General features: G+C 60.2%; 19 protein-coding genes and 2 tRNA genes. 15 read left to right on the top strand and 6 right to left on the bottom strand.

Annotated elements, in window-relative coordinates; genetic code table 11:
• On the bottom strand, nucleotides 1-423 hold the full coding sequence (locus QLG10_RS05385; RefSeq protein WP_223194168.1) for a hypothetical protein: 423 nt from the start codon (nucleotides 421-423) through the stop codon (nucleotides 1-3).
• 235 nt (nucleotides 424-658) lie between these two features.
• On the opposite strand from QLG10_RS05385, the gene QLG10_RS05380 reads away from it, so the two are divergent.
• Complete coding sequence (locus tag QLG10_RS05380; protein WP_188264671.1) at nucleotides 659-3,145, top strand: ligase-associated DNA damage response DEXH box helicase; 2,487 nt, start codon at nucleotides 659-661, stop codon at nucleotides 3,143-3,145.
• Nucleotides 3,145-3,804 carry a ligase-associated DNA damage response endonuclease PdeM gene (gene pdeM, locus QLG10_RS05375; protein ID WP_282485958.1) on the top strand — a complete coding sequence of 220 codons (660 nt, stop codon included), beginning with the start codon at nucleotides 3,145-3,147 and terminating at the stop codon, nucleotides 3,802-3,804. The genes QLG10_RS05380 and pdeM overlap by 1 nt, the downstream gene beginning before the upstream one ends.
• Nucleotides 3,805-3,916: 112 nt before the next feature.
• On the opposite strand, the gene QLG10_RS05370 is transcribed toward pdeM, so the two are convergent.
• Nucleotides 3,917-4,126, bottom strand: coding sequence for a hypothetical protein (locus tag QLG10_RS05370; protein WP_008060697.1), 210 nt, complete (start codon nucleotides 4,124-4,126; stop codon nucleotides 3,917-3,919).
• Between the two features lie 107 nt (nucleotides 4,127-4,233).
• The gene (gene dcd / locus QLG10_RS05365; RefSeq protein WP_007940589.1) at nucleotides 4,234-4,800 is read right to left on the bottom strand and encodes a dCTP deaminase; all 567 of its coding nucleotides are present in this window, start codon (nucleotides 4,798-4,800) and stop codon (nucleotides 4,234-4,236) included.
• A gap of 353 nt (nucleotides 4,801-5,153) precedes the next feature.
• On the opposite strand from dcd, the gene QLG10_RS05360 reads away from it, so the two are divergent.
• The gene (locus tag QLG10_RS05360; protein ID WP_002554837.1) at nucleotides 5,154-5,363 is read left to right on the top strand and encodes a cold-shock protein; all 210 of its coding nucleotides are present in this window, start codon (nucleotides 5,154-5,156) and stop codon (nucleotides 5,361-5,363) included.
• Between the two features lie 159 nt (nucleotides 5,364-5,522).
• Here the strand turns inward: QLG10_RS05360 and QLG10_RS05355 are convergent, their stop codons facing one another.
• On the bottom strand, nucleotides 5,523-6,530 hold the full coding sequence (locus QLG10_RS05355; protein ID WP_110748760.1) for a DUF481 domain-containing protein: 1,008 nt from the start codon (nucleotides 6,528-6,530) through the stop codon (nucleotides 5,523-5,525).
• Nucleotides 6,531-6,672: 142 nt separating this feature from the next.
• Here QLG10_RS05355 and QLG10_RS05350 point away from each other — a divergent pair, with 142 nt between their 5' ends.
• The 4 genes from QLG10_RS05350 (at nucleotide 6,673) to QLG10_RS05335 (ending at nucleotide 11,480) form a co-directional block, all read left to right on the top strand.
• Nucleotides 6,673-7,047, top strand: a complete 375-nt coding sequence (locus tag QLG10_RS05350) for an MGMT family protein (protein WP_223194167.1) — start codon at nucleotides 6,673-6,675, stop codon at nucleotides 7,045-7,047.
• 44 nt (nucleotides 7,048-7,091) lie between these two features.
• Entirely contained in the window at nucleotides 7,092-8,651 is a 1,560-nt protein-coding gene (locus tag QLG10_RS05345) for an AmpG family muropeptide MFS transporter (RefSeq protein WP_110748756.1), read from the top strand.
• 142 nt (nucleotides 8,652-8,793) lie between these two features.
• The gene (locus QLG10_RS05340) at nucleotides 8,794-10,509 is read left to right on the top strand and encodes a proline--tRNA ligase (protein WP_110748754.1); all 1,716 of its coding nucleotides are present in this window, start codon (nucleotides 8,794-8,796) and stop codon (nucleotides 10,507-10,509) included.
• A gap of 17 nt (nucleotides 10,510-10,526) precedes the next feature.
• Nucleotides 10,527-11,480: a hypothetical protein gene (locus tag QLG10_RS05335; protein ID WP_110748752.1), complete on the top strand. Its 954-nt coding sequence runs from the start codon at nucleotides 10,527-10,529 to the stop codon at nucleotides 11,478-11,480.
• A gap of 97 nt (nucleotides 11,481-11,577) precedes the next feature.
• Here QLG10_RS05335 and dinB read toward each other — a convergent pair whose 3' ends face one another.
• Nucleotides 11,578-12,639 carry a DNA polymerase IV gene (gene dinB, locus QLG10_RS05330; protein WP_110748750.1) on the bottom strand — a complete coding sequence of 354 codons (1,062 nt, stop codon included), beginning with the start codon at nucleotides 12,637-12,639 and terminating at the stop codon, nucleotides 11,578-11,580.
• 297 nt (nucleotides 12,640-12,936) lie between these two features.
• Here dinB and QLG10_RS05325 point away from each other — a divergent pair.
• The 4 genes from QLG10_RS05325 to QLG10_RS05310 all read left to right on the top strand — a co-directional run bounded on the left by QLG10_RS05325 (nucleotide 12,937) and on the right by QLG10_RS05310 (nucleotide 17,537).
• Nucleotides 12,937-13,013 (top strand) — tRNA-Met (locus QLG10_RS05325).
• A 232-nt stretch (nucleotides 13,014-13,245) separates the two neighbouring features.
• Nucleotides 13,246-13,322, top strand: a tRNA-Met gene (locus QLG10_RS05320).
• 277 nt (nucleotides 13,323-13,599) lie between these two features.
• Entirely contained in the window at nucleotides 13,600-16,242 is a 2,643-nt protein-coding gene (gene mprF / locus QLG10_RS05315; RefSeq protein WP_110748748.1) for a bifunctional lysylphosphatidylglycerol flippase/synthetase MprF, read from the top strand.
• Complete coding sequence (locus QLG10_RS05310; protein WP_282485949.1) at nucleotides 16,242-17,537, top strand: AcvB/VirJ family lysyl-phosphatidylglycerol hydrolase; 1,296 nt, start codon at nucleotides 16,242-16,244, stop codon at nucleotides 17,535-17,537. The genes mprF and QLG10_RS05310 overlap by 1 nt, the downstream gene beginning before the upstream one ends.
• Nucleotides 17,538-17,736: 199 nt before the next feature.
• Here the strand turns inward: QLG10_RS05310 and QLG10_RS05305 are convergent, their stop codons facing one another.
• Nucleotides 17,737-19,638, bottom strand: a complete 1,902-nt coding sequence (locus QLG10_RS05305; RefSeq protein WP_282485947.1) for a potassium transporter Kup — start codon at nucleotides 19,636-19,638, stop codon at nucleotides 17,737-17,739.
• Between the two features lie 292 nt (nucleotides 19,639-19,930).
• Between QLG10_RS05305 and rimO the strand changes: the two genes are divergently transcribed.
• From rimO to QLG10_RS05285, 4 genes are all read left to right on the top strand, one after another.
• Nucleotides 19,931-21,268, top strand: a complete 1,338-nt coding sequence (gene rimO, locus QLG10_RS05300; protein ID WP_020796014.1) for a 30S ribosomal protein S12 methylthiotransferase RimO — start codon at nucleotides 19,931-19,933, stop codon at nucleotides 21,266-21,268.
• A gap of 111 nt (nucleotides 21,269-21,379) precedes the next feature.
• Nucleotides 21,380-21,853 carry a GNAT family N-acetyltransferase gene (locus QLG10_RS05295; RefSeq protein WP_020796013.1) on the top strand — a complete coding sequence of 158 codons (474 nt, stop codon included), beginning with the start codon at nucleotides 21,380-21,382 and terminating at the stop codon, nucleotides 21,851-21,853.
• A gap of 183 nt (nucleotides 21,854-22,036) precedes the next feature.
• Nucleotides 22,037-22,747 carry an rRNA pseudouridine synthase gene (locus QLG10_RS05290; protein WP_020796012.1) on the top strand — a complete coding sequence of 237 codons (711 nt, stop codon included), beginning with the start codon at nucleotides 22,037-22,039 and terminating at the stop codon, nucleotides 22,745-22,747.
• Nucleotides 22,748-22,822: 75 nt separating this feature from the next.
• Nucleotides 22,823-23,293 carry a DUF1456 family protein gene (locus QLG10_RS05285; protein WP_020796011.1) on the top strand — a complete coding sequence of 157 codons (471 nt, stop codon included), beginning with the start codon at nucleotides 22,823-22,825 and terminating at the stop codon, nucleotides 23,291-23,293.
• Nucleotides 23,294-23,387: the final 94 nt, after the last annotated feature.

Below are 23,387 nucleotides of genomic sequence, written 5' to 3'. Positions count from 1 at the left end.
TCATCCCCTGAAACGGGAGCCAGGCTGACTGGCTTCCGTCACTTGACTGGCTTCATGCTCAAGCCTGAAGCTGCCGTTTTCCACCTCGATGCCGTCGGCATCCAGGCCGCGGAAACTTCCGGCAAACTGTGCGTCGCCTCCCACCGTCAATTCAAGCGCGCCTCGATACAGCTCCGCTTCCGAGCTGCCCGTCACATGAATGATCATCGGGGAGCGTTCACTCAATCCCAGATGAAACCTGCCGCTGTCGATACCCTGCGGCAGATAGAGATAAAACGCCTTGTCCGGACCATCGCTCGCGCCAAGGCAGTGCAAGCCCGGCTGTTCGAAATAGTCGAGCGTTGGCGCTGCCCGAAACGCGAGGAGCTTCCCACTCTCCGTGATCAAATCGGCGCGCAAATGCCCTGCACGAACTGACTTCATCTGAATGTTCCTTTTCATATTCATGATCGACGACTCGCTGTCGGCCTTGGCAAGACGCGCAGGGCGAACAGCGCAGCGATAAAACCACGACCCATCGGCCAATAGGTTTCAACGACAAACACAGTTATTTCCGAATATGAGAAATGCTCGGCGAAGACCGCACGCATCAGTCATTAAACCTTTCGGGTTGCGCCGTGGTCAGTCAAAGAACACTCTCAGAGCGCACGCCGCCGGTATGGGAACCACCACCGACTTCGCCAAACGCTGGTTCACCGCTCGCGGCTGGAAGCCGTTCACCTTTCAGAAACAGGTGTGGGCAGCCGTTGAACAAGGACAATCCGGTCTGTTGCACGCCAGCACCGGCGCCGGCAAAACCTATGCGGTCTGGTTCGGCGCACTCAATCGCTTCGCACGCTCTGCACCTGCGGTTGAAACACCACGCAAACGAAAACCCGTAGCCGATCCCCTGACCGTTCTCTGGATAACCCCGATGCGCGCCCTGGCTGCCGACACCGCCCGCGCACTGCAGGTGCCGCTGCTCGACTTGCAGATACCCTGGAGCGTCGGCCTGCGCACGGGCGATACCAGCAGCAGCGAACGTGCACGCCAGAGCCGACGCTTGCCTACCGCGCTGATCACCACCCCGGAAAGCCTGACGTTGATGCTCGCTCGAGCGGATGCACACACAGCACTCTCTACCTTGCGCATGGTCGTGGTCGACGAATGGCACGAATTGCTCGGCAACAAGCGCGGCGTGCAACTGCAACTTGCGCTCGCCCGCCTGCGCCGCTGGAACCCGCAATTGATCGTGTGGGGCGTTTCCGCGACGCTGGGCAATCAGGACCACGCCGCGCAGGTATTAATCCCACAGGGCGGCTGTATCAGCGTTCAAGGCCAGACGGATAAAAAACTGCAGGTTGATACGCTGCTGCCGCCCGCGATCGAACGCTTTCCATGGGCCGGGCATATCGGCCTGAAAATGTTGCCGCAGGTCGTCGCGCAACTGGATGACAGCGCCAGCAGCCTGGTTTTCACCAATACGCGTGCGCAATCGGAAATCTGGTATCAAGCGTTACTTGAAGCCCGACCGGACTGGGCGGGGGTGATCGCGCTGCATCACAGTTCGCTGTCCCGCGAAACCCGTGACTGGGTGGAACGCGCCCTAAAGGAAGGTCACCTCAAAGCCGTGGTCTGCACCTCCAGCCTGGATCTGGGCGTGGATTTCCTGCCAGTGGAGCGGGTGCTGCAAATTGGCTCGGCCAAAGGCGTGGCCCGCCTGATGCAGCGCGCCGGGCGTTCCGGGCATGCGCCGGGACGCGTTTCCCGGGTGACGCTGGTGCCGACGCACAGCCTGGAGCTGATCGAAGCCGCAGCGGCACAGGACGCGGTGGCCCAGCGTCGGGTCGAACCTCGAATATCACCGCATAAACCCTTGGATGTGCTGGTCCAGCATCTGGTCAGCATGGCACTGGGTGGCGGGTTTGTGCCCGATCAGTTGTTTGATGAGGTACGCGCCGCCTGGGCTTATCGTGATCTCACGGAGGCGGATTGGACCTGGGCGCTGGCTTTCGTACGTCATGGCGGGCTTTCCCTGACAGCCTATCCGGATTACCGCCGGGTCGAGCCGGATGAACAGGGAATCTGGCGTGTACCCGATGCACGATTGGCCCGCCGCCACCGCATGAGCATCGGCACGATTGTCAGCGATGCGAGCATCCAGTTGAAATTCTGGAGCAAGGGCGGCGGTGGCAAACAACTGGGCAGTGTTGAAGAAGGTTTCATCGCGCGACTCAAGCCGGGCGATGGTTTTCTGTTTGCCGGGCGGCTGCTGGAGTTGGTACGCGTGGAAAACATGACCGCCTATGTCAAACGCAGCACCGTAAGGAAAGCCGCGGTGCCGCGGTGGAATGGCGGTCGCATGCCCCTTTCCAATGAGCTGGCGCAAGCGGTGGTCACGCGCTTCAGTGAGGCGGCGCGCGGCGAGTTCAGCGGCCCGCAAATGCAGGCATTGCGCCCGCTGCTGGAGGTTCAGCAACGCTGGTCTGGCTTGCCAACGTCGCAATCGTTGCTGGCCGAGGCGTTGAAGTCCCGTGAGGGCTGGCATCTGTTCCTGTATCCCTTCGCCGGCCGCCAGGTGCATCTGGGCCTGGGCAGCTTGCTGGCGTGGCGAGTCAGTCAGCAGCAGGCCGTGACGTTTTCCATCGCGGTCAATGATTACGGGCTGGAATTGCTGAGCGCCACCCCGGTGGACTGGGTGCAAGCCCTGAGTCCGGGCTTGCTGAGTCCAGACAATCTGCTCAGGGACGTACTCGCCAGCCTGAATGCCGGAGAGCTGGCCTTGCGGCGCTTTCGGGAAATCGCCCGGATCGCCGGACTGGTGTTCGCCGGTTACCCCGGTGCCGCGAAAAGCACACGCCAGGTTCAAGCCTCGAGCGGGTTGTTTTACGAAGTGTTCAAACAGTACGACGCGGGCAATTTGCTATTGGCTCAGGCCGCAGAAGAAGTCCTGCGCGAGGAACTGGATATTCATCGCCTGGAACAGACGTTGGCGCACATCAGTCAGCTGCGTCTCGACCTGCATCAAGTCAAACGTCCTACACCCCTCGGGTTTCCGCTGCTGGTGGAACGTATGAGAGAGAGTATGAGTTCGGAAAAACTCGCCGACCGCATCCGACGCATGGTCAGCGACCTCGAGAAAACCGCCGGAACAGGGAAAGCCTGATGAGTACGCCCTACCCCGTGCGACTGGCCGGCGAGGAGCTTTGGCTGCTGCCGGAAAAAGCCCTCTACTGGCCTGCTCAGCAAGCGTTGTTGATCGCCGACGTGCACTTCGGCAAGGCCGCCGCTTACCGAAGCCTTGGCCAACCAGTCCCCCAGGGCACCACCCGCCGCAACATCGCCGTGCTCGACGGACTGCTGGCCACCCTGCCCTGCCGACAGCTGATTTTCCTCGGCGATTTTCTTCACGGACCGGGTTCCCATGCCCGCGCCACGCTGCAAGCATTGACTGACTGGCGAACACGCAATGCCAAGCTGGCCATGACGCTGATTCGCGGCAACCATGACAAGCGTGCCGGGGACCCGCCGGCCTCGCTGAACATTCGAGTGGTCCCTGAGCCTTTGCTGCTGGGGCCGTTCGCTTTGCAGCACGAACCCCTGCCGCATGCGGATCGACATGTGCTCGCCGGTCATGTGCATCCGGTTTATCGACTCAACGGTCGGGGTCGGACAAGCCTGCGGCTGCCATGTTTCAGGCTGGGCGGGGACATCAGCCTGCTACCGGCCTTCGGGGCGTTTACCGGAGGTTATCGGGTGGAACAGGACGACGACTGTAGGATTTTCGTCATCGGCGACGACGAAATCTGGCCGGTGTCCCTGTAGGAGCGAGCATGCTCGCGATGGACGTTAACGATTATGCGGGCTTTCTGGAAAAACTCAGCGCCCTCACGTTCTTCGCGAGCTTGCTCGCTCCTACAGAAGAAGACAGCGGGTCTCAGGCAACTGGCGCGGGAGGCGGCTCATCCGGCAGGGTCGGTTCACCGGGTTCGGTCGGTTGTTCGTTGGGCGTATCTGGATCAGGTTGGCCGGGGATGCCCCCCGCCATGCTGACGGGCGGATGTGCCAACAAGGACCAGGCCAGGACGCCAACCTGATTGGGCTCAAGCCTTGCCAGTTCGGCACTTATTCGTGGATCGATCTTCATAAAGCACTCCTGGGCGATGGCCCGATCCGCCTTACGCGAATCGGAACAGTACATTCCATAGAGTGTACGCTCGCCCAGGAATTCCCAAGGTTCGTCGGACGGCTGACTCAGGTGCGCGGCAGGGTGACGCCACGTTGGCCCTGATACTTGCCGCCACGGTCCTTGTAGGAGACTTCGCACTCTTCGTCGGATTCGAGGAACAGCATCTGCGCGACGCCTTCATTCGCGTAGATTTTCGCCGGCAGGTTGGTCGTGTTGGAGAACTCCAGGGTCACGTGACCTTCCCACTCAGGCTCGAGCGGCGTGACGTTGACGATGATGCCACAGCGCGCGTAGGTGCTTTTACCCAGGCAAATGGTCAATACATTGCGCGGGATGCGGAAGTATTCGACGGTGCTGGCCAAGGCGAAGGAGTTCGGCGGAATAATGCACACGTCGCTATGGATGTCGACGAAGCTGCCGGCATCGAAGTTTTTCGGGTCGACGATCGCCGAGTTGATGTTGGTGAACACCTTGAAGTGATTGGTGCAACGTACATCGTAGCCGTAGCTGGACACGCCGTAGGAGATCACGCGACTGTCATCGCTGCCGCGCATCTGGCGCTCGACGAAAGGCTCGATCATGCCGTGTTCCTGCGCCATGCGGCGAATCCACTTGTCCGATTTGATGCTCATGGCGGGTGTCCTGAATAGCGAGGTCGAAAAAATCTGTCCGGCATCTTACCGGGCGCGCCGCCGGGTTCAAAGTCCGCGCTGCAATTCTCGCCAAACAGCCAGGAATTACCTGCACTGGCGACGAAGCGTCACACCGTCGATCCTTAAAACAAAGAAACCTTCGCAAGAAGCATTGGCACGTTCCGGAAAAAGGGTTAAGGTGGCGCCACTGTGCTGCTTGTGTCACTGAGAATCTCTACACGATATGTTGAATTTCGATCCAACCATCTACAAGAATTTTTCCTGCTCTTTGCACTCAGTCTCGGCCAGGGTTCTTCCTGAGTCGCAGTTATCTTTGTTCAAGGAGTTACACCATGTCTAATCGCCAAACCGGTACCGTTAAGTGGTTCAACGATGAAAAAGGCTTCGGCTTCATCACTCCACAATCCGGTGACGACCTGTTCGTTCACTTCAAAGCTATCCAATCCGACGGCTTCAAAAGCCTGAAAGAAGGCCAACAGGTTTCTTTCATCGCTACCCGCGGTCAGAAAGGCATGCAAGCTGAAGAAGTTCAAGTTATCTAACTTGTACTTGCTTTAGTAAAAGGCCCCGCCCTCAAAAGCGGGGCTTTTTTGTGCCTGCAGGTTTTTCGCAGGCCAAAAAAGATCGCAGCCTGCAGCAGCTCCTCCGGATGTACATCAATCCTCTGTAGGAGCTGCCACAGGCTGCGATCTTTTTGCGTCTTACCAGGTCACGCCAAATCCGGCTGTGTAGCGGGTCTTGTCCAGGTCGGCATCGTCAGTTCCGTCGATAATATCTCGCTCGGCCTTGAGGTTCAGCGACGCCCAGTCCGTGACCTTGTAACGCAGGCCCATTTCGGCATCCAGTGCATACTCAGCCACGCCCGAAAACGGCTTGCCCACCTCGCCATTGGTGAAGAACTCCACTTTCTTGCCAATCAGGTAACGGTTGTAGTCCCACTTCATTGCGGCAGAGTAGAAGTTTTCCTTACTGCCATCGCTGAATTGGTAATCAGTGCGGTTGATCAGAGAGCCCAGGGAGAATGCCCCCAGCTCGTCATCCCAGAATTGATAACCTGGGCCGGTACCGACAGTACGCTGGCGGGAGAGGTCTTCAACCTTGTCACGCTTGTACACCAGGCGACCTTGCCAAAACCATTTTTCCGTCAGGAAACGGTCTAGCGAGTATTCAGCCCGCCAATTGTCCGTAGTGACCACGTCATCCTGGAATTCGCGGTTGTACTCGCCTTCCGCAATATGCCTCCATCGACCATGGCGCGCCGTCGTCTTGAAGTCGATGTCGTAGTCGTCGGTATCCTTGTCAGCCCGCTGATAATCCAGCGCTGCATCGATATTGCCTTTCCACACCAGATCCTCGACCACAGGCTTGGGCTTGAGGATTTGCTGGACGCTCGCCAGCTCGACAGTCTTGGGTGCCTCGCCGTTTTCCAGGGTTACCTTGCCATCTTGCGCCGCGTGCAGTGACTTGGCCTTCTCGCCGGTGTAGGCATCCTGCTTGACCAACAGCTCCTGATCGCTTTCCAGGGTCTTGACCTGCTTCCAGTCGATCGGCACGGCACCGGCGTATTCTGTCTGGACCAACAGCTTGCCACCGTCGAACAGGATGATCTTGCCGCTCAGCTTGTCACCGTTCTTCAACCAGACGGTGTCCGCGAGCAAGGGAGTGGAAGCACTGACGACAGCGAGGCATAGCAAAGTTCTGGACAACATAAGCAAATACAGGCTCAGGTTCGCGAAAAAAAGTCGGCATTATCCTCAGGAATAAGACCCTAGCAATGAGGGACCCAACTTTTTCTATTGAGTTCATTTCTCAATTGGCAATCCAGCATTTACGCTACAGGCGGTACTGCTAATGACTTCAGGAACTGCGAACGTGATCGAGCTGACCGAAAAACCCGAGAGTGCCGCGCAAATCCGACGCACGGCGCTGTACCTGACGCTCGCGCAAGTACCCGAAGGCAAGGTCGTGAGCTATGGTCAACTCGCCGAACTGGCGGGACTGGGGCGCGCCGCTCGCTGGGTCGGCAGGACATTGAGCCAACTGCCCGGCGACAGCAAATTGCCCTGGCACCGCGTACTCGGTGCCGGCGGACGCCTGAGCCTGCCCGCAGGCAGCCCTTCCGGGGACGAACAGCGCGCGCGACTGCGCATGGAGGGCATCAGTATCCAGAACAATCGTGTTGATATTCAGCGTCATGGGTGGCGCCCGGTAGAGCACAGCGGTTAGAGTGCGCGCTTTGTTTTCGTATTTCTTGAGGCAGACTCCAGCCCATGCCCCGTAAAACCTGGCGCGCCGCGCTTGCTGCCTATGCCAGCCCTTCGACGCTCGTACTGTTATTGCTGGGTTTCGCCGCCGGCTTGCCCTACATGCTGGTGTTCTCGACGCTCTCGGTCTGGTTGCGTGAAGCCGGTGTGGCACGCGAAACCATCGGTTATGCAAGCTTGATCGGACTGGCATATGCCTTCAAATGGGTCTGGTCCCCCCTGCTCGACCAATGGCGCCTGCCGTTGCTCGGCAAACTCGGCCGACGACGTTCCTGGCTGGTGCTGTCGCAAGCGCTGGTCATTCTCGGCCTGGTCGGGATGGGTTTCTGCGACCCGCAAAAGCATTTGTCCTGGCTGATCGCCATCGCAGTGGTCGTCGCCTTCGCCTCGGCGACGCAAGACATTGCAGTGGACGCCTATCGCCTGGAAATCGCCGAAGACAGTCGCCAGGCGGCGCTCGCCGCCAGCTATATGTCCGGCTATCGCATCGCAGCACTGCTGGCCACGGCCGGTGCGCTGTTCTTCGCCGAAGGCTTCGGTTCGACCGGCTTCAACTACAAGCATTCGGCATGGGCTGGCACTTACCTGCTGTTCGGCGCCTTGATGGTGCCGGCGCTGCTCACCTCGCTGTTCATGCGTGAACCTGCGGTGCCTCTGCGCACGCAATTGCAGGCCGGGCGCTACAGCTTCGTGCATCAACTGGCCTCGGTGTTCGTCCTGATCGTGCTGCTGGTGTCGGTGCCGGCCATGTTTACCCAGCTCTATAACACCGACTTTGCCAGCGTGCTGTTCGAAGGCGTGAGCCTGCTCGACCTGCTGCTCGAAGACCGCGCGTTCCTGCGCGCGATCCTCTACACCACACTCACCGCCCTGTGCCTGTCGGCCATGGGCCGCCGCGGCCTGGCTCCCGTGCTGACGCCGGTCAACGACTTCATTCTGCGTTATCGCTGGCAAGCGCTGCTGCTGCTGGGGCTGATCGCCACCTACCGGATGTCCGATACGGTGATGGGCGTGATGGCGAATGTGTTCTACATCGACCAGGGGTTCACCAAGGACCAGATCGCCAGCGTCAGCAAGATCTTCGGCCTGATCATGACCCTGGTGGGCGCCGGCATGGGCGGCCTGCTGATCGTGCGCTTTGGCATCTTGCCGATCCTGTTCATTGGCGGGGCTGCGTCGGCGGGCACCAATATATTGTTCCTGTTGCTCGCCGACATGGGCGCCAACCTCAACATGCTGGTCCTCACCATTTCCCTGGACAACTTCAGTTCAGGCCTGGCGACCTCGGCGTTCGTTGCCTACCTGTCGAGCCTGACCAACCTCAAGTTCTCCGCCACGCAATACGCCCTGCTCAGCTCGATCATGCTTTTGCTGCCGCGCCTGATCGGCGGCTATTCAGGCGTCATGGTAGAGAAGTTCGGCTATCACAACTTTTTCCTGATTACCGCCCTGCTGGGGGTTCCGACGCTCCTGCTGATCGCCTTGCACTGGTTCCAGGAGAACCGTCGCGCCGGTCCGACACCGAAACCTGAGCCGGCGCCTACCCAGGTCGTGGAAGAATCGTAGGGAACACGCGCAAAAATCCTACAGAGGACGGGGTCAATCCCGTCCTCCTGCCACCGCACCGACCGCACGCCTGTACGACAGCGGAACTCGCCCGTACAATGCTCCGTCATTTCTCGTCATCAGCAATCGATAACGGCCAACCATGCGCACCAGTCAATTTTTGCTTGCCACACAGAAAGAAACGCCTTCCGACGCGGTCGTGATCAGCCATCAGCTGATGCTGCGCGCCGGCATGATCCGCAAACTCGCCTCGGGCCTGTACACCTGGCTGCCGATGGGCTTGCGAGTGATGCGCAAGGTCGAAGCCGTCGTTCGCGAAGAAATGAACGCCGCCGGTTCGCTCGAAGTGTTGATGCCGAGCACTCAACCGGCTGAGCTGTGGCAGGAATCCGGGCGCTGGGAAGAGTACGGCCCTGAATTGCTGCGCTTCAAGGATCGCCACGGGCGCGATTTCTGCGCCGGCCCGACCCACGAAGAAGTCATCACCGACCTGATGCGCAACGAGTTGAGCAGCTACAAGCAGCTGCCAATCAACCTGTATCAGATCCAGACCAAATTCCGTGATGAGATCCGTCCACGCTTCGGTTTGATGCGCGGTCGCGAATTCATCATGAAGGACGCCTACTCGTTCCACGCCGACCAGCCATCGCTGCAGGTCACGTACGACCGCATGCACCAGGCGTACTGCAACGTGTTTACCCGCCTGGGCCTGAAGTTCCGCCCGGTTGAAGCCGACAACGGCTCCATCGGCGGCGCCGGCTCCCACGAGTTCCACGTACTGGCCGAATCCGGCGAAGACGATATCGTCTTCAGCAACGGTTCCGACTACGCGGCGAACATCGAGAAAGCCGAAGCCGTGCCGCGAGAGACTTCCCGTCCGGCACCGACGCAAGAGCTGCGCCTGGTCGACACGCCAGAGACCAAGACCATTGCCGCGCTGGTGGAAAAATTCAATCTGCCGATTGAAAAGACCATCAAGACCCTGGTGGTGCACGCTGAAGAGAAAGGCAAGCTGATTGCCCTGATCATCCGTGGCGACCACGAGCTGAACGAAATCAAGGCCGCCAACCAGCCTGGCGTCGCCAGCCCGCTGGTCATGGCCTCCGAAGCCGAACTGCGCGACGCCATTGGCGCTGGCGCCGGTTCCCTGGGCCCGCTGAACCTGCCGCTGCCGATCATCATCGACCGTTCCGTCGAGTTGATGAGCGACTTCGGCATCGGTGCCAACATCGACGACAAGCATTACTTCGGCGTGAACTGGGAACGCGACCTGCCCGTGCCGACCGTGGCCGACTTGCGTAACGTGGTCAGCGGCGACCCGAGCCCGGACGGCAAGGGCACCCTGGAAATCAAGCGCGGCATCGAAGTCGGGCACATCTTCCAGCTGGGCAACAAGTACAGCAAGGCGATGAAGTGCGAAGTGCTGGGCGAGAACGGCAAGCCGGTCACCCTGGAAATGGGCTGCTACGGCATCGGCGTCTCCCGCGTGGTTGCGGCTGCCATCGAGCAGAACAACGACGACAAGGGCATCATCTGGAGCGACACCCTGGCGCCTTTCCAGATTGCCCTGGTACCCCTGCGCTACGAGACCGACCTGGTTCGCGAAGCCACCGACAAGCTGTATGCAGAACTGACTGCGGCAGGCTTTGAAGTGTTGCTGGACGACCGCGACAAGAAAACCAGCCCGGGCATCAAGTTCGCGGACATGGAGCTGATCGGCATTCCTCACCGGATCGTGGTCAGTGACCGCGGCCTTGCCGAAGGCAACCTGGAATACAAGAGCCGTACCGAGGCCGAGCCGCAAGCGCTGCCGGTCGCCGACGTGCTGCCTTTCCTTCAGGCCCGTATCCGCCGCTGAAACCAGATAGAGACGTCATGTTCAAGCGAAACACCTTAGGCCTCGGTGGTGCCGCCCTGTGCGGCACCCTGCTGGTCAGCGGCTGTGCCAATCACATGTCACAACGCAGCGAGCACGAGGAACGCATCGAGCGCAAACTGCTTGATCACAGCCTGCAGATCGATGTGGGCGAGCCCAAGGTGCTTGAGCTGCCTCAACGCCGGGTGAAAATCCACGAGCAGAAGACTTTCGAAGTCACCGAGTTCGAGGTTACCCGCCATTACGATCGCTACACGCCGTACCAACCCTGGCGGGAGGTCTATGAGATCCCGTTGGGTGCGGTCGCGGTGGTGGCCGGGGTCGGCGCCAATGTGGCCAACGTGTTTGCCTTGGGCAATCTGCCAGACAGCATGACCAGGGACTGGTTCAGCTACGGCTTCGCCGGGCTCAACCCGTTCATGAACGTGCAGTCCCATGGTCGCGCCCAGCAGAACCTGGCGGGCATCGACGAAGTGCAGCTCGACAAGCGCACGGAGTACTCGAGCCTGCCCTGGAGCGAGCGCCCGGTCGAAGTCAAGGCTGGCAAGGAAACCTTCGAGCTGAGCACCGACAAGAACGGCGTGTTGCGCCTGAACCTGTTGGACAGCCCGTTCGCCGAACATGACCTCAATCACCTGAGCAAGCTGCAGATCAACGTCCAGGACGCCAAGGACGATGTGCACAGCGACTCGTCGCTGGCATTGAGCAGCACCTTGCGTGGCAAGTTGCTCGAAGCCCACGGCTTGATTTACGACGACCTTGAAGATGACGAAGTGAGCCAGTGGGTTCACCGGGTCAAGCGCCTTTCGGAACTGGGCCTGGAGGAAGAAGCCACCGAGCTTGAACAGAGCCTGATCGAACTGACTCGCAACGACCCGGAGCTGCAGACCGAATTCCTCAAGTCCTTGACCAAGGATGCCGGGCGGCTGGTGGCGGATCCGGGACCCAATTAAGGCCTTTTAAAAGATCGCAGCCTTCGGCAGCTCCTACAGGGGAACGCGCGCTCAGGTAGGAGCTGCCGAAGGCTGCGATCTTTTGACGTTAAGGTTGTTAACGCTCAAACAACTCCATCTGCTCAAACCCGCCCCGCAAATCCTCCAGCCTCACCCCTACGCCCAACAACCGCACCGGCTTACCACCACGGTTGAACGCCTGCGTCAGCAACAACTGATAACTGCCCAAATCCCGCCCCGCCCCTGCCTGCTCCAGCGTGGTCTGGGTGAAATCATGGAACTTCACCTTGACGAAGGGCTTACCCGGCCGATAACTGCTATCGATTCGCGCCATGCGGGATGCGAGGGTATCCAGCAGCTCCGGCAGTTTTTCCAGGCAACTGCGCAGGTCCGGCAAGTCGACGTCGTAGGTGTTTTCGACACTGATGGACTGGCGGCGACTGTCGTTATGGACCAAGCGGTCATCGATCCCACGTGCCAGGCTCCAGAGTCGCTCGCCAAAGCTGCCGAATTCGCGCACCAAAGCCAACTTGTCCCACTCGCGCAGCTGTGAGCAGTCGACAATACCGAGCTTGCCCAGCCTTTCGGCAGTGACTTTACCGACCCCGTGCAGCTTGCTCACCGGCAAGCCACTGACAAACGCCTCGACCTGATCCGGGGTGATTACAAATAATCCGTTGGGCTTTTTCCAGTCGCTGGCAATCTTGGCCAGAAACTTGTTGGGGGCCACGCCGGCGGAGACGGTGATATGCAACTGATGGGAAACGCGCCGGCGAATGTCCTGGGCAATTCGCGTCGCACTGCCGCCAAAATGCGCGCTGTCCGACACATCAAGGTAAGCCTCGTCCAGGGAAAGCGGCTCAATGATCTCGGTGTAGTCGCGAAAGATCGTGTGAATTTCCCTGGATGCCTCTCTATAGGCGTCCATGCGCGGCTTGACGATCGTCAGGTCCGGACACAGCTTCAATGCATGCCCCGAAGACATGGCTGAGCGCACGCCGTAAGCCCGGGCTTCATAGTTGCAGGTGGCGATCACCCCACGCCGGTCCGCCGAGCCGCCGACCGCCAGGGGCTTTCCAGCCAAGCGCGGGTCGTCCCGCATCTCGATGGCGGCGTAGAAGCAATCACAATCGACGTGGATGATTTTTCGCTGGGTCATTTCAACGCGGTGTTCATGGAGTAGAAATAGCGTCACGCGATGTAGGAAAAACAGTATCTCACTGACAACTGTATATAGCACCAGTACCTTGACGGTTCTTTTCAGTCACAGGTGAATCGCCATAAATTTATTTTCTCAATCGAAAAGTTACCTTTAATAGAGCCCCAGGCCTTGCCAGGCCTGCCTCTCAGGCCGATCGAGCGTACCGATTTGCAGCTAAGCGATTGAACAGGAACAGGTTTTATCAAAATTGCAGGTTGACACCCCCGCGCATTTCTATAGAATTGCCAACACAGACGCGGGATGGAGCAGTCTGGTAGCTCGTCGGGCTCATAACCCGAAGGTCGTCGGTTCAAATCCGGCTCCCGCAACCAAACATCAAAAAAGGCTACTCGAAAGAGTGGCCTTTTTTGTGCGCGTCAGTTTTGTCCCAAGGCCCCCTCCCCCCCTCATGGCCGCCTGCAGCTCGTCGACATGAGAAATCGTTGTGATTCCGAAACTTACGCCCCTGCGCCTGCTGTTTTGCCCCTTCTCACACTTATTTGCTTCATTTCTGGATTAACGGTTGACACCCCAGCGATTCTCTATAGAATGCCGCCACACAGACGCGGGATGGAGCAGTCTGGTAGCTCGTCGGGCTCATAACCCGAAGGTCGTCGGTTCAAATCCGGCTCCCGCAACCAAACATCAAAAAAGGCTACTCGAAAGAGTGGCCTTTTTTGTATCTGTAGAAAAAGTCCTTTCGCAACAATGATCTGTCACTGTGTGGTGAGCCCTGCGGGTCACCGATGCGCTGAGTTCCGACTATGCTCAATCGCACATTGCACCCCCTACGACTGAAGACGAACTGTCACCGGGACTCGGTGCCAGGCGTTAATATTCGTGATTATTTTTTTCTACAGGGATTGGTAACTTGGCTGGATACCCCCATCCTGTCGCGCACAATCCAAGAGGTGATTGATGCGCGCCAACTCGTCTGATCCACAAGACACCGTCACAGCGACCCAACCGATCAAGGCGCAGCGGCTGCACTTGCTTGACTTGATCAGTAAATACCGCCAACCCATCGGCCTGGCGGTTACCCTGCTGCTGTTCACCATTGCGCTGATCGCCTGCCGTCACTTGTTGAGCGAACTCGACCTGGACGCTTTGCACGACTCGATCCTCGAGGTTCCGCAACCGGCACTGCTGGGTGCGCTGGGCGCTACCGTCGCGGGTTTCATCATTCTGCTGGGATACGAATGGTCGGCCAGCCGCTACGCAGGCGTCAGTCTGGCACCGCGAACCCTGGCACTGGGCGGCTTCACCGCCTTCGCGATCGGCAATGCCATCGGTCTTTCGATGCTGTCCGGCGGCTCGGTCCGCTACCGCCTGTATGCGCGCCATGGCCTGGGGGCCACTGAAGTCGCACGCATGACGCTGTTCGCCAGCCTCTCGCTCGGCTGCGCCCTGCCACCGCTTGCCGCGCTGGCGACACTCAGTGACCTGTCCGAAGCCTCCGCCGCCCTAAGGCTTTCGCCCGTTCTGCTGGGCAGCATCGCGACCGCTGTGTTGTTGCTGTTCTCGGTACTGGCCATCGGCATCTACCGTCGGCGCCTGCCGGAACAACCGTACGCCGATAATCTCCTGGTGCAGATCGGCCGCCGCACCTTGCGCCTGCCCGGGCGCCGCCTGACGTTTCTGCAACTGGTCATTACCGCACTCGACGTGGCCGCCGCCGCCACGGTGCTCTATTTGTTGCTGCCCGAAGCGCCGCCGTTTGGCGCGTTTCTCCTGGTTTACCTGCTGGCCCTGGCCGCTGGCGTGCTCAGCCATGTTCCGGGCGGGGTCGGCGTGTTCGAAGCGATCTTGCTCGCGGCCTTCTCCGACAAACTCGGTGCCGCGCCGCTGGCCGCCGCCCTGCTGCTCTACCGCTTGATCTATGTGGTGCTGCCGATGCTGGTGGCCTGCCTGTTTCTGTTGATCAGCGAAGGCCAGCGCCTGTTTCAGACGCGCCAGACCTTGCGCGCCGCCTCAGGCCTGGCCGCGCCGATATTGGCGGTGCTGGTGTTCCTGTCCGGCGTTGTATTGCTGTTCTCCGGCGCGACCCCGGAAATCGACACACGCCTTGAACATATCGGCTTTCTGATCCCGCACCGCCTGGTCGATGCTTCGCACTTTGGCGCCAGCCTGATCGGCGTGTTGTGCCTGTTGCTGGCCCAGGGCCTGCGTCGTCGACTGTCGGCTGCCTGGATGCTGACCACCATATTGCTGCTGGTTGGCGCCCTGCTCTCCCTGCTCAAGGGCTTCGACTGGGAGGAAGCCAGCCTGATGGTGCTGACGGCGAGCCTGCTGGGGGTGTTCCGGCGTTCCTTCTATCGCCCCAGTCGCCTGACCGAAGTGCCGTTCTCCCCGTTATACCTGGTGGCCAGCGTGTGCGTACTCGGCGCCTCGATGTGGCTGCTGTTGTTCGCGTACCAGGACGTGCCGTACAGCCATCAACTCTGGTGGCAGTTCACCCTCGATGCCGATGCCCCCCGTGGCTTGCGCTCGCTGCTCGGCGCGGCGGTCCTGCTGGTGGTGGTGTCCCTGACCTGGTTGCTACGGACCGCTCGCCCGGTCATCCACCTGCCGACAGCCGATGAACTGGAGCGCGCAAGCAAGATCCTCATGGCATCCGCGCAACCGGATGGCGGCCTGGCCTTGACCGGCGACAAGGCGCTGCTGTTCCACCCCAACGACGAAGCGTTCCTGATGTACGCCCGCCGCGGCCGCAGCCTTGTAGCACTGTATGACCCGATCGGTCCCGGCCAGCAACGGGCGGAAATGATCTGGCAGTTCCGCGACCTGTGCGACATCCATCACGCCCGCCCCGTGTTCTATCAAGTGCGTGCGGAGAACCTGCCGTACTACATGGACATCGGCCTGACCGCGATCAAGCTCGGCGAAGAAGCCAGGGTCGACCTCAAGCGCTTTGACCTCGAGGCCAAGGGCAAAGAGATGAAGGACCTGCGCTACACCTGGAACCGTGGCACCCGCGATGGCCTGTCGCTGGAAATCCATGAACCGGGCCAGGCGCCCATGGATGAGCTCAAGGTGATTTCAGATGCCTGGCTGACCGGCAAGAACGTGCGCGAGAAAGGCTTCTCCCTTGGCCGCTTCAGCGACGATTACCTCAAGCACTTTCGCATTGCCGTGATCCGTTTCGAAGGGCGCCCGGTGGCGTTCGCCAACCTGCTCGAGACCTACAGCCATGACCTGGCCAGCCTCGACCTGATGCGCGCGCACCCGGACGCCCCCAAGCTGACCATGGAGTTCATGATGGTCGGCCTGATCCAACATTATAAGAGTCACGGATACGCGCGTTTCAGCCTGGGCATGGTGCCGTTGTCGGGGTTGCAACCCCGTCGGGGTGCACCCTTGACCCAGCGCCTGGGCTCGATGGTCTTCCGCCGTGGTGAGCAGCTCTATAACTTCCAAGGCTTGCGCCGTTTCAAAGACAAGTTCCAGCCTGACTGGGAACCCCGTTATATGGCCGTGCCCGCCGGACTCGATCCGCTGGTGGCCTTGGCCGACACTGCCGCCCTGATCGCGGGCGGCTTGACTGGATTGGTGAAACGCTGATGATTCAACGCTCCCTGCGCTATGTACTGGGCACCCTGGTAGTGGTGGCCCTGATTCTCGGTGGTGGCTACTGGTACCTCAAACGCCCGGCACCGGAACCGACCCTCGAACTGCTGACCCCGACCGATGGCGCGGCGATGACCCGCGTGATTCCCGGCACCACGCCAAAGGCCCAGGTACTGGTGGCGGTCAACGAAGACCAGAAACTCAGCGACAAGCAATTGCTGACCCTGAGCCGCAGCGGTGCCGCGCAGATCGTCCAGGTGATCCTGCCCAAGGACTGCCTGCTGCAAAGCCGTGCCCTGCAGTCGGGCTTGCGGGAACTCAACGGCCCGGCGACCCTGGTCAGCGGGATCGGCCCGGGCGCGGTGCTGGCCTGGCGCTGGTTGTCCGAACAGAAGAACGACAAGGCACAGGCCGTGTCGGTTGACCTGGCCCTGGAAAAGCCCGGTTGCACCCATCTGCTGCCAAAGAGCGCCTCCCATGGCCACTGGCTGGTGGCATGGAACGACAACCCGGACGACACCAGCGCCGGTTTCGTACGTGACCAGCCCAACGCCGAGACCAGCATCAGCGACTACGACATCAACTTGCCGCAAGTGCTGAACAACGAGCTGCGCAAACTGCTGGTCGGTGGCGACAAGGACGCCGGTGGCTTGCAGATTCCAGTGGTTGAAGTGCCCGCAGGCCAGGCCAAGGACACCGTCACCTTGTTCCTCTCTGGTGACGGCGGCTGGCGTGACCTGGACCGCGACGTCGCCGGTGAAATGGCCAAGATTGGCTACCCGGTGGTCGGTATCGACACCCTGCGCTACTACTGGCAGCACAAGAGCCCCGAGCAAAGCGCCCTGGACCTCGCCGAGCTGATGCAGCACTACCGGCAGAAATGGGGCACCAAGCGCTTCATCCTGACCGGCTACTCGTTTGGCGCCGATGTGCTGCCAGCCATCTACAACCGCCTGGCAGAGTCCGAGCAGCAACGCGTCGACGCCATTATCCTGTTGGCCTTTGCTCGCACCGGCAGCTTCGAAATCGAAGTCGAAGGCTGGCTCGGCAACGCTGGCAAGGAAGCCGCCACCGGCCCGGAAATGGCCAAGCTGCCCGCTGCGAAAGTGGTGTGCATCTACGGTGAAGAAGAAGTCGACGAAAGCGGCTGCACCGACAAGAGCGCGGTGGGCGAAGCCATCAAGCTGCCTGGCGGTCACCACTTCGACGAGAACTACCCGGCCCTCGCGCAGCGGTTGGTGGATGTGATCCAGAAGCGGCAAGTGCAGGAAACCGAAGCCCAGGAATAATCCTGGCCGCACTGAACCACTGTGGGAGCGAGCCTGCTCGCGAAGACGGTGGATCAGGCGGCATTGATGCTGGATGCGCCATCTTCTTCGCGAGCAGGCTCGCTCCCACAAGGGACTGGCACAGTATTCGGATTGCACCCGACCACGAAAAAGCCCCCGCAGCCATAAGGCTGACGGGGGCTTTTTGATGACGCAGAGGTTACATCTCCACCTGCGTCCCCAGCTCAATCACCCGATTCAGCGGCAGGTTGAAGAAGCGCAGGTTGCTGTTGGCGTTTTTCAACATGAAGGCGAACAGCGCCTCACGCCAGCGGGCCATGCCTTCGAGCTTGGAGGCGATGACTGTCTCGCGGCTGAGGAAGTAGGTCGTGCGCATCGGACTGAAATCCAGGTCCTCCAGATGACACAGCTTCAGCGCTTGCGGCACGTCCGGTTCGTCGACGAAGCCAAAGTGCAGGATCACCCGGAAGAAACCCTCGCCGTAGGAGTCGACCTCAAAGCGTCGCGACGGCGGCACGCGCGGAATATCCTCATACACCACCGTCAACAGCACCACTTGCTCGTGCAGCACCTGGTTATGCAACAGATTGTGCAACAGGGCGTGAGGCACGGCATCTGGCCGCGCGGTGAGGAATACGGCGGTGCCCTGAACGCGATGCGGTGGTTGTACGGCGATACTGCTGATGAAAATCGGCAGCGGCAGTCCACCTTCGTCCAGACGCTCCACCAGCAGTTGCTTGCCTCGCTTCCAGGTGGTCATCAATACGAACAGCGCAATACCGGCAATCACCGGGAAGGCACCGCCCTGGACGATTTTCGGCACGTTGGCGGCGAAGTACAGACCGTCTACCAGCAGGAAGCCCAACAACACCGGTACCGCCAGAATCGGTGGCCACTTCCACAGCAGCAACATGACCGCCGAGACCAGGATGGTGGTCATGAGCATGGTTCCGGTCACCGCCACGCCGTAGGCCGACGCCAGGGCGCCGGAAGACTCGAAGCCCAGAACCAACAGCACCACACCCACCATCAGCGCCCAGTTGACGGTGCCAATGTAGATTTGGCCCTGCTCGGCGCTGGACGTGTGCTGGGTATGCATACGCGGGATATAGCCGAGCTGGATGGCCTGGCGGGTCAGGGAGAACGCTCCGGAAATCACCGCTTGCGAAGCGATGACCGTGGCCAGTGTCGATAACCCGACCAGTGGGATCAGCGCCCAGCTTGGCGCCAGCAGGTAGAACGGGTTGCGCGCAGCTTCCGGATCACCGAGCAGCAAGGCGCCCTGGCCGAAATAGTTCAGCACCAGCGCTGGCAGCACGAGAATGAACCACGCACGGGCAATCGGCTTGCGGCCGAAGTGGCCCATGTCGGCATACAGCGCTTCGGCACCGGTCAGTGCCAGCACCACCGCACCAAGGATCGCCACGCCCATCCCTGGGTGCACGACGAAGAAACGCACGCCCCACGCCGGGTTCATCGCCTGCAGCACCTCCGGGTGCTGGATGATCCCATGCACACCCAATGCCCCCAGCACCACGAACCAGGTGACCATGATCGGGCCGAACAGAATGCCGATGCGCGCGGTGCCGTGACGTTGAATCAGGAACAACCCCACCAGCACGATCAGCGACAGCGGCACCACCCAATGGTCGATACCCTCGAACGCCAGCCCCAGGCCTTCAATCGCCGAGAGTACGGAAATCGCCGGGGTGATCATGCTGTCACCGTAAAACAGCGCTGCACCGATCAGTCCGCAGACCACCAACAGCGTGCGCAATTTCGCATGCCCTGCCGCCGCCCGCCGAGCCAGCGCGGTCAAGGCCATGATCCCACCTTCGCCCTGGTTGTCAGCACGCAGGACAAACATCATGTACTTGATCGACACGACCCAGATCAGCGACCAGAAGATCAGCGCCAGTATCCCCAACACGCCGTCATGGTTGACCGGTACGCCATAACCGCCGGAAAACACTTCCTTTAGGGTGTAAAGCGGGCTCGTGCCGATATCGCCGTAAACCACCCCGACCGCCGCGACCAGCATGCCGATTGGCTTGGCCGCCGAATGTTCGGCACCCGCTGCCTGACTACTTGCCTGACCCATCCACCACTCCTACTACCCAGAACCGGGCTTCTATGAAGAAGCACTATGCTTTGTCATGCAGCATGCGCTGTTTTACTTGCTGTTACAGACGTTTTATTGACTGTAAAAAATCGGTAAAGCCCAACGGCGCGAAGCATAGCGCAGCACTCGTCGTATTTCCCTGCATAAAGCTGGTCAAGTGAACGTCTCATCGCTAGAATTGCGCACTTTTTGATCAGAGGCGCAGCTCAAGCGCCCCTCCGTCAGTTTTGCCCAGTTCGGCAAGCGGCGTCACAAAACACCGAGGTTAGACATGTCCACCACTCCTGCGCCGGCCAATCCCAAGGTTGGCTTCGTATCCCTGGGTTGCCCCAAAGCACTGGTCGACTCTGAGCGCATCCTCACCCAGCTGCGCATGGAAGGCTATGACGTCGTGTCCACCTACCAGGACGCCGATGTCGTGGTGGTCAATACCTGCGGCTTCATCGACTCGGCCAAGGCCGAGTCCCTGGAAGTGATCGGCGAAGCCATCAAGGAAAATGGCAAGGTCATCGTGACCGGCTGCATGGGCGTCGAAGAAGGCAACATCCGCAACGTACACCCGAGCGTGTTGGCCGTCACCGGTCCGCAGCAGTACGAACAGGTGGTCAACGCCGTGCACGAAGTCGTGCCGCCACGCCAGGACCACAACCCGCTGATCGACCTGGTGCCGCCACAAGGCATCAAGCTGACCCCGCGCCACTACGCCTACCTGAAGATTTCCGAAGGCTGCAACCACAGCTGTAGCTTCTGCATCATCCCGTCGATGCGCGGCAAGCTGGTTAGCCGCCCGGTCGGTGACGTACTCGACGAGGCCCAGCGCCTGGTCAAGTCCGGCGTCAAGGAGCTGCTGGTAATCTCCCAGGACACCAGCGCCTATGGTGTCGACGTCAAGTACCGCACCGGATTCTGGAACGGCGCGCCGGTGAAAACCCGCATGACCGAACTCTGCGAAGCCCTGAGCACCCTCGGTGTCTGGGTACGCCTGCACTACGTCTACCCGTACCCGCACGTTGACGAACTGATCCCGCTGATGGCCGCCGGCAAGATCCTGCCGTACCTGGACATCCCGTTCCAGCACGCCAGCCCGAAAGTGCTGAAGGCGATGAAACGCCCGGCGTTCGAAGACAAGACCCTGGCGCGAATCAAGAACTGGCGCGAAATCTGCCCGGACCTGATCATCCGTTCGACGTTCATCGTCGGCTTCCCCGGCGAGACCGAAGAAGACTTCCAGTACCTGCTGAACTGGTTGACCGAAGCCCAGCTCGACCGCGTCGGCTGCTTCCAGTACTCGCCGGTTGAAGGGGCTCCGGCCAATGACCTGGACCTGGAAGTCGTGCCGGACGACGTCAAGCAGGACCGCTGGGAGCGCTTCATGGCGCACCAGCAGGCCATCAGCTCGGCGCGCCTGCAAATGCGCATCGGCCGTGAAATCGAAGTGCTGGTCGATGAAGTCGACGAGCAAGGCGCGGTTGGCCGCTGCTTCTTCGATGCCCCGGAAATCGACGGCAACGTGTTCATCGACAATGGCAGTAACTTGAAACCGGGCGACAAAGTCTGGTGCAAAGTGACCGACGCCGACGAATACGACCTGTGGGCTGAACAGATCTAGTCGCAAAAAATATGCAAAGCCCCGCTCTCTTGACGAGATGCGGGGCTTTTTTACGGCTATCGTTTGATGAGGAACGGATTCTCATCTCCAATAACCCAAGGGCAGGCTGGCATGCGCCAACATTCGGTCATTCATACCCCGAAACAAAGCGACTACGAAGAATTGACCAGGGTCTGGGAGGCCTCGGTCCGCGCTACCCACGACTTCCTGCCGGACAGCTACATCGAACTGTTGAAGAACCTGGTGCTGACCCGTTACCTCGACGCCGTGATGCTGATTTGCACCAAAGACCCGCAGCAGCGAATCACCGGATTCGCCGGTGTCGCGGCGGGCAAGATCGAGATGCTCTTCATCGACCCGGCGCATCGCGGCCAGGGCCTTGGCAAGCGGTTACTGCGCTATGCCCTGGAGAACCTCAACGCCGATGAACTGGACGTCAACGAACAGAACCCGCAAGCCCTGGGGTTTTACTTCAAGCAGGGCTTTGAGGTGATAGGTCGTTCGGAAGTCGACGGCATGGGCCAGCCGTATCCGCTGTTACACATGCGTTTGCGCCAGGCTCAACAAAAGACACGCAATGGCTGACATACACGCACCTGTAGGAGCCGGCTTGCTGGCGATGGCATCATCTCGGTGTGTGAATGGCACCCAAGTGATGCCATCGCCAGCAAGCCGGCTCCTACAAAAAGCTGTACGGCACAAATGGTTCCGGGATTAACCGGCGCCAGGCAGGTACAATGCCCACCCCTTTTTTGTTACGGCCCTGTCATGACTGACCCGATTCGACTCTCCAAACGCCTCATCGAACTCGTCGGCTGTTCCCGTCGGGAGGCTGAGCTGTTCATCGAGGGCGGCTGGGTCACCGTCGACGGCGAAGTCGTTGACGAGCCGCAGTTCAAGGTCGCCAATCAAAAAGTCGAGCTGGATCCAGAGGCCAAGGCCACCGCACCAGAGCCCGTCACCATCCTGCTCAATGTGCCAGCCGGCATGGACGCGGACACCGCCATGGCGACCATCAGCGCCGAGACCTTGAGCGAAGAGCACCGCTACGGCAAACGTCCGCTCAAGGGCCACTTCCAGCGCCTGACCGCCAGCACTGACTTGCAAGCCAATGCCAGCGGCTTGCTGGTGTTCACCCAGGATTGGAAGATCCTGCGCAAGCTCACTGCCGACTCCAGCAAGATCGAGCAGGAGTACGTGGTCGAAGTCGAAGGTGACATGGTTGAACATGGCCTCAATCGCTTGCAACACGGCCTGACCTACAAGGGCAAGGAACTGCCACCGGTCAAAGCCAGCTGGCAGAACGAAAACCGCCTGCGTTTCGCCATGAAGAACCCGCAACCGGGCGTGATCGCCCTGTTCTGCCAGGCCGTCGGCCTGAAAGTCGTGGGCATCCGCCGTATCCGCATCGGCGGCGTGTCCATCGGCAAGGTGCCCCTGGGGCAATGGCGCTACCTGTCCGGCAAAGAGAAGTTCTGAGGCTTCTCCCGCCGCCACACATTCTGGCGCCGCTGCTTGTGCGGCGCCCACTGCTGAATATCAGGATTGCACACCATGATTCACAATGACGTACTGCGCAGCGTGCGCTACATGCTCGACATCAGCGACAAGAAAGTCATCGAGATCATCAAGCTCGGCGGCATGGACGTGGCCTTGGCCGACCTGGTGAGCTACCTCGACAAGAAAGAGGAAGACGAGGAAGGTTTCGTACGCTGCCCGGACGAAGTCATGGCGCATTTCCTCGACGGCCTGGTGATCTTCAAGCGCGGCAAGGACGAAAGCCGCCCACCGCAACCAATCGAAGTGCCGGTAACCAACAACATCATCCTGAAAAAGCTGCGCGTAGCCTTCGAGCTGAAAGAAGACGACATGCACGCGATCCTCAAGGCCGCCGAGTTCCCGGTATCCAAGCCTGAGCTGAGCGCCCTGTTCCGCAAATTCGGCCACACCAACTACCGCCCGTGCGGCGACCAGTTGCTGCGCAACTTCCTCAAGGGCCTGACCCTGCGCGTTCGCCCGCAATAAGCAGCGACGGCACTGCCTCACCTGTAGGAGCCGGCTTGCTGGCGATAGCTATCTTAGGGACGCCATCGCCAGCAAGCCGGCTCCTACAAGTATG

The organism is Pseudomonas sp. V98_8 (genome assembly GCF_029967975.1).
GTDB classification, from domain to species: Bacteria; Pseudomonadota; Gammaproteobacteria; order Pseudomonadales; family Pseudomonadaceae; genus Aquipseudomonas; species Aquipseudomonas umsongensis.
This window is presented reverse-complemented; position numbering and strand designations above follow the sequence as displayed.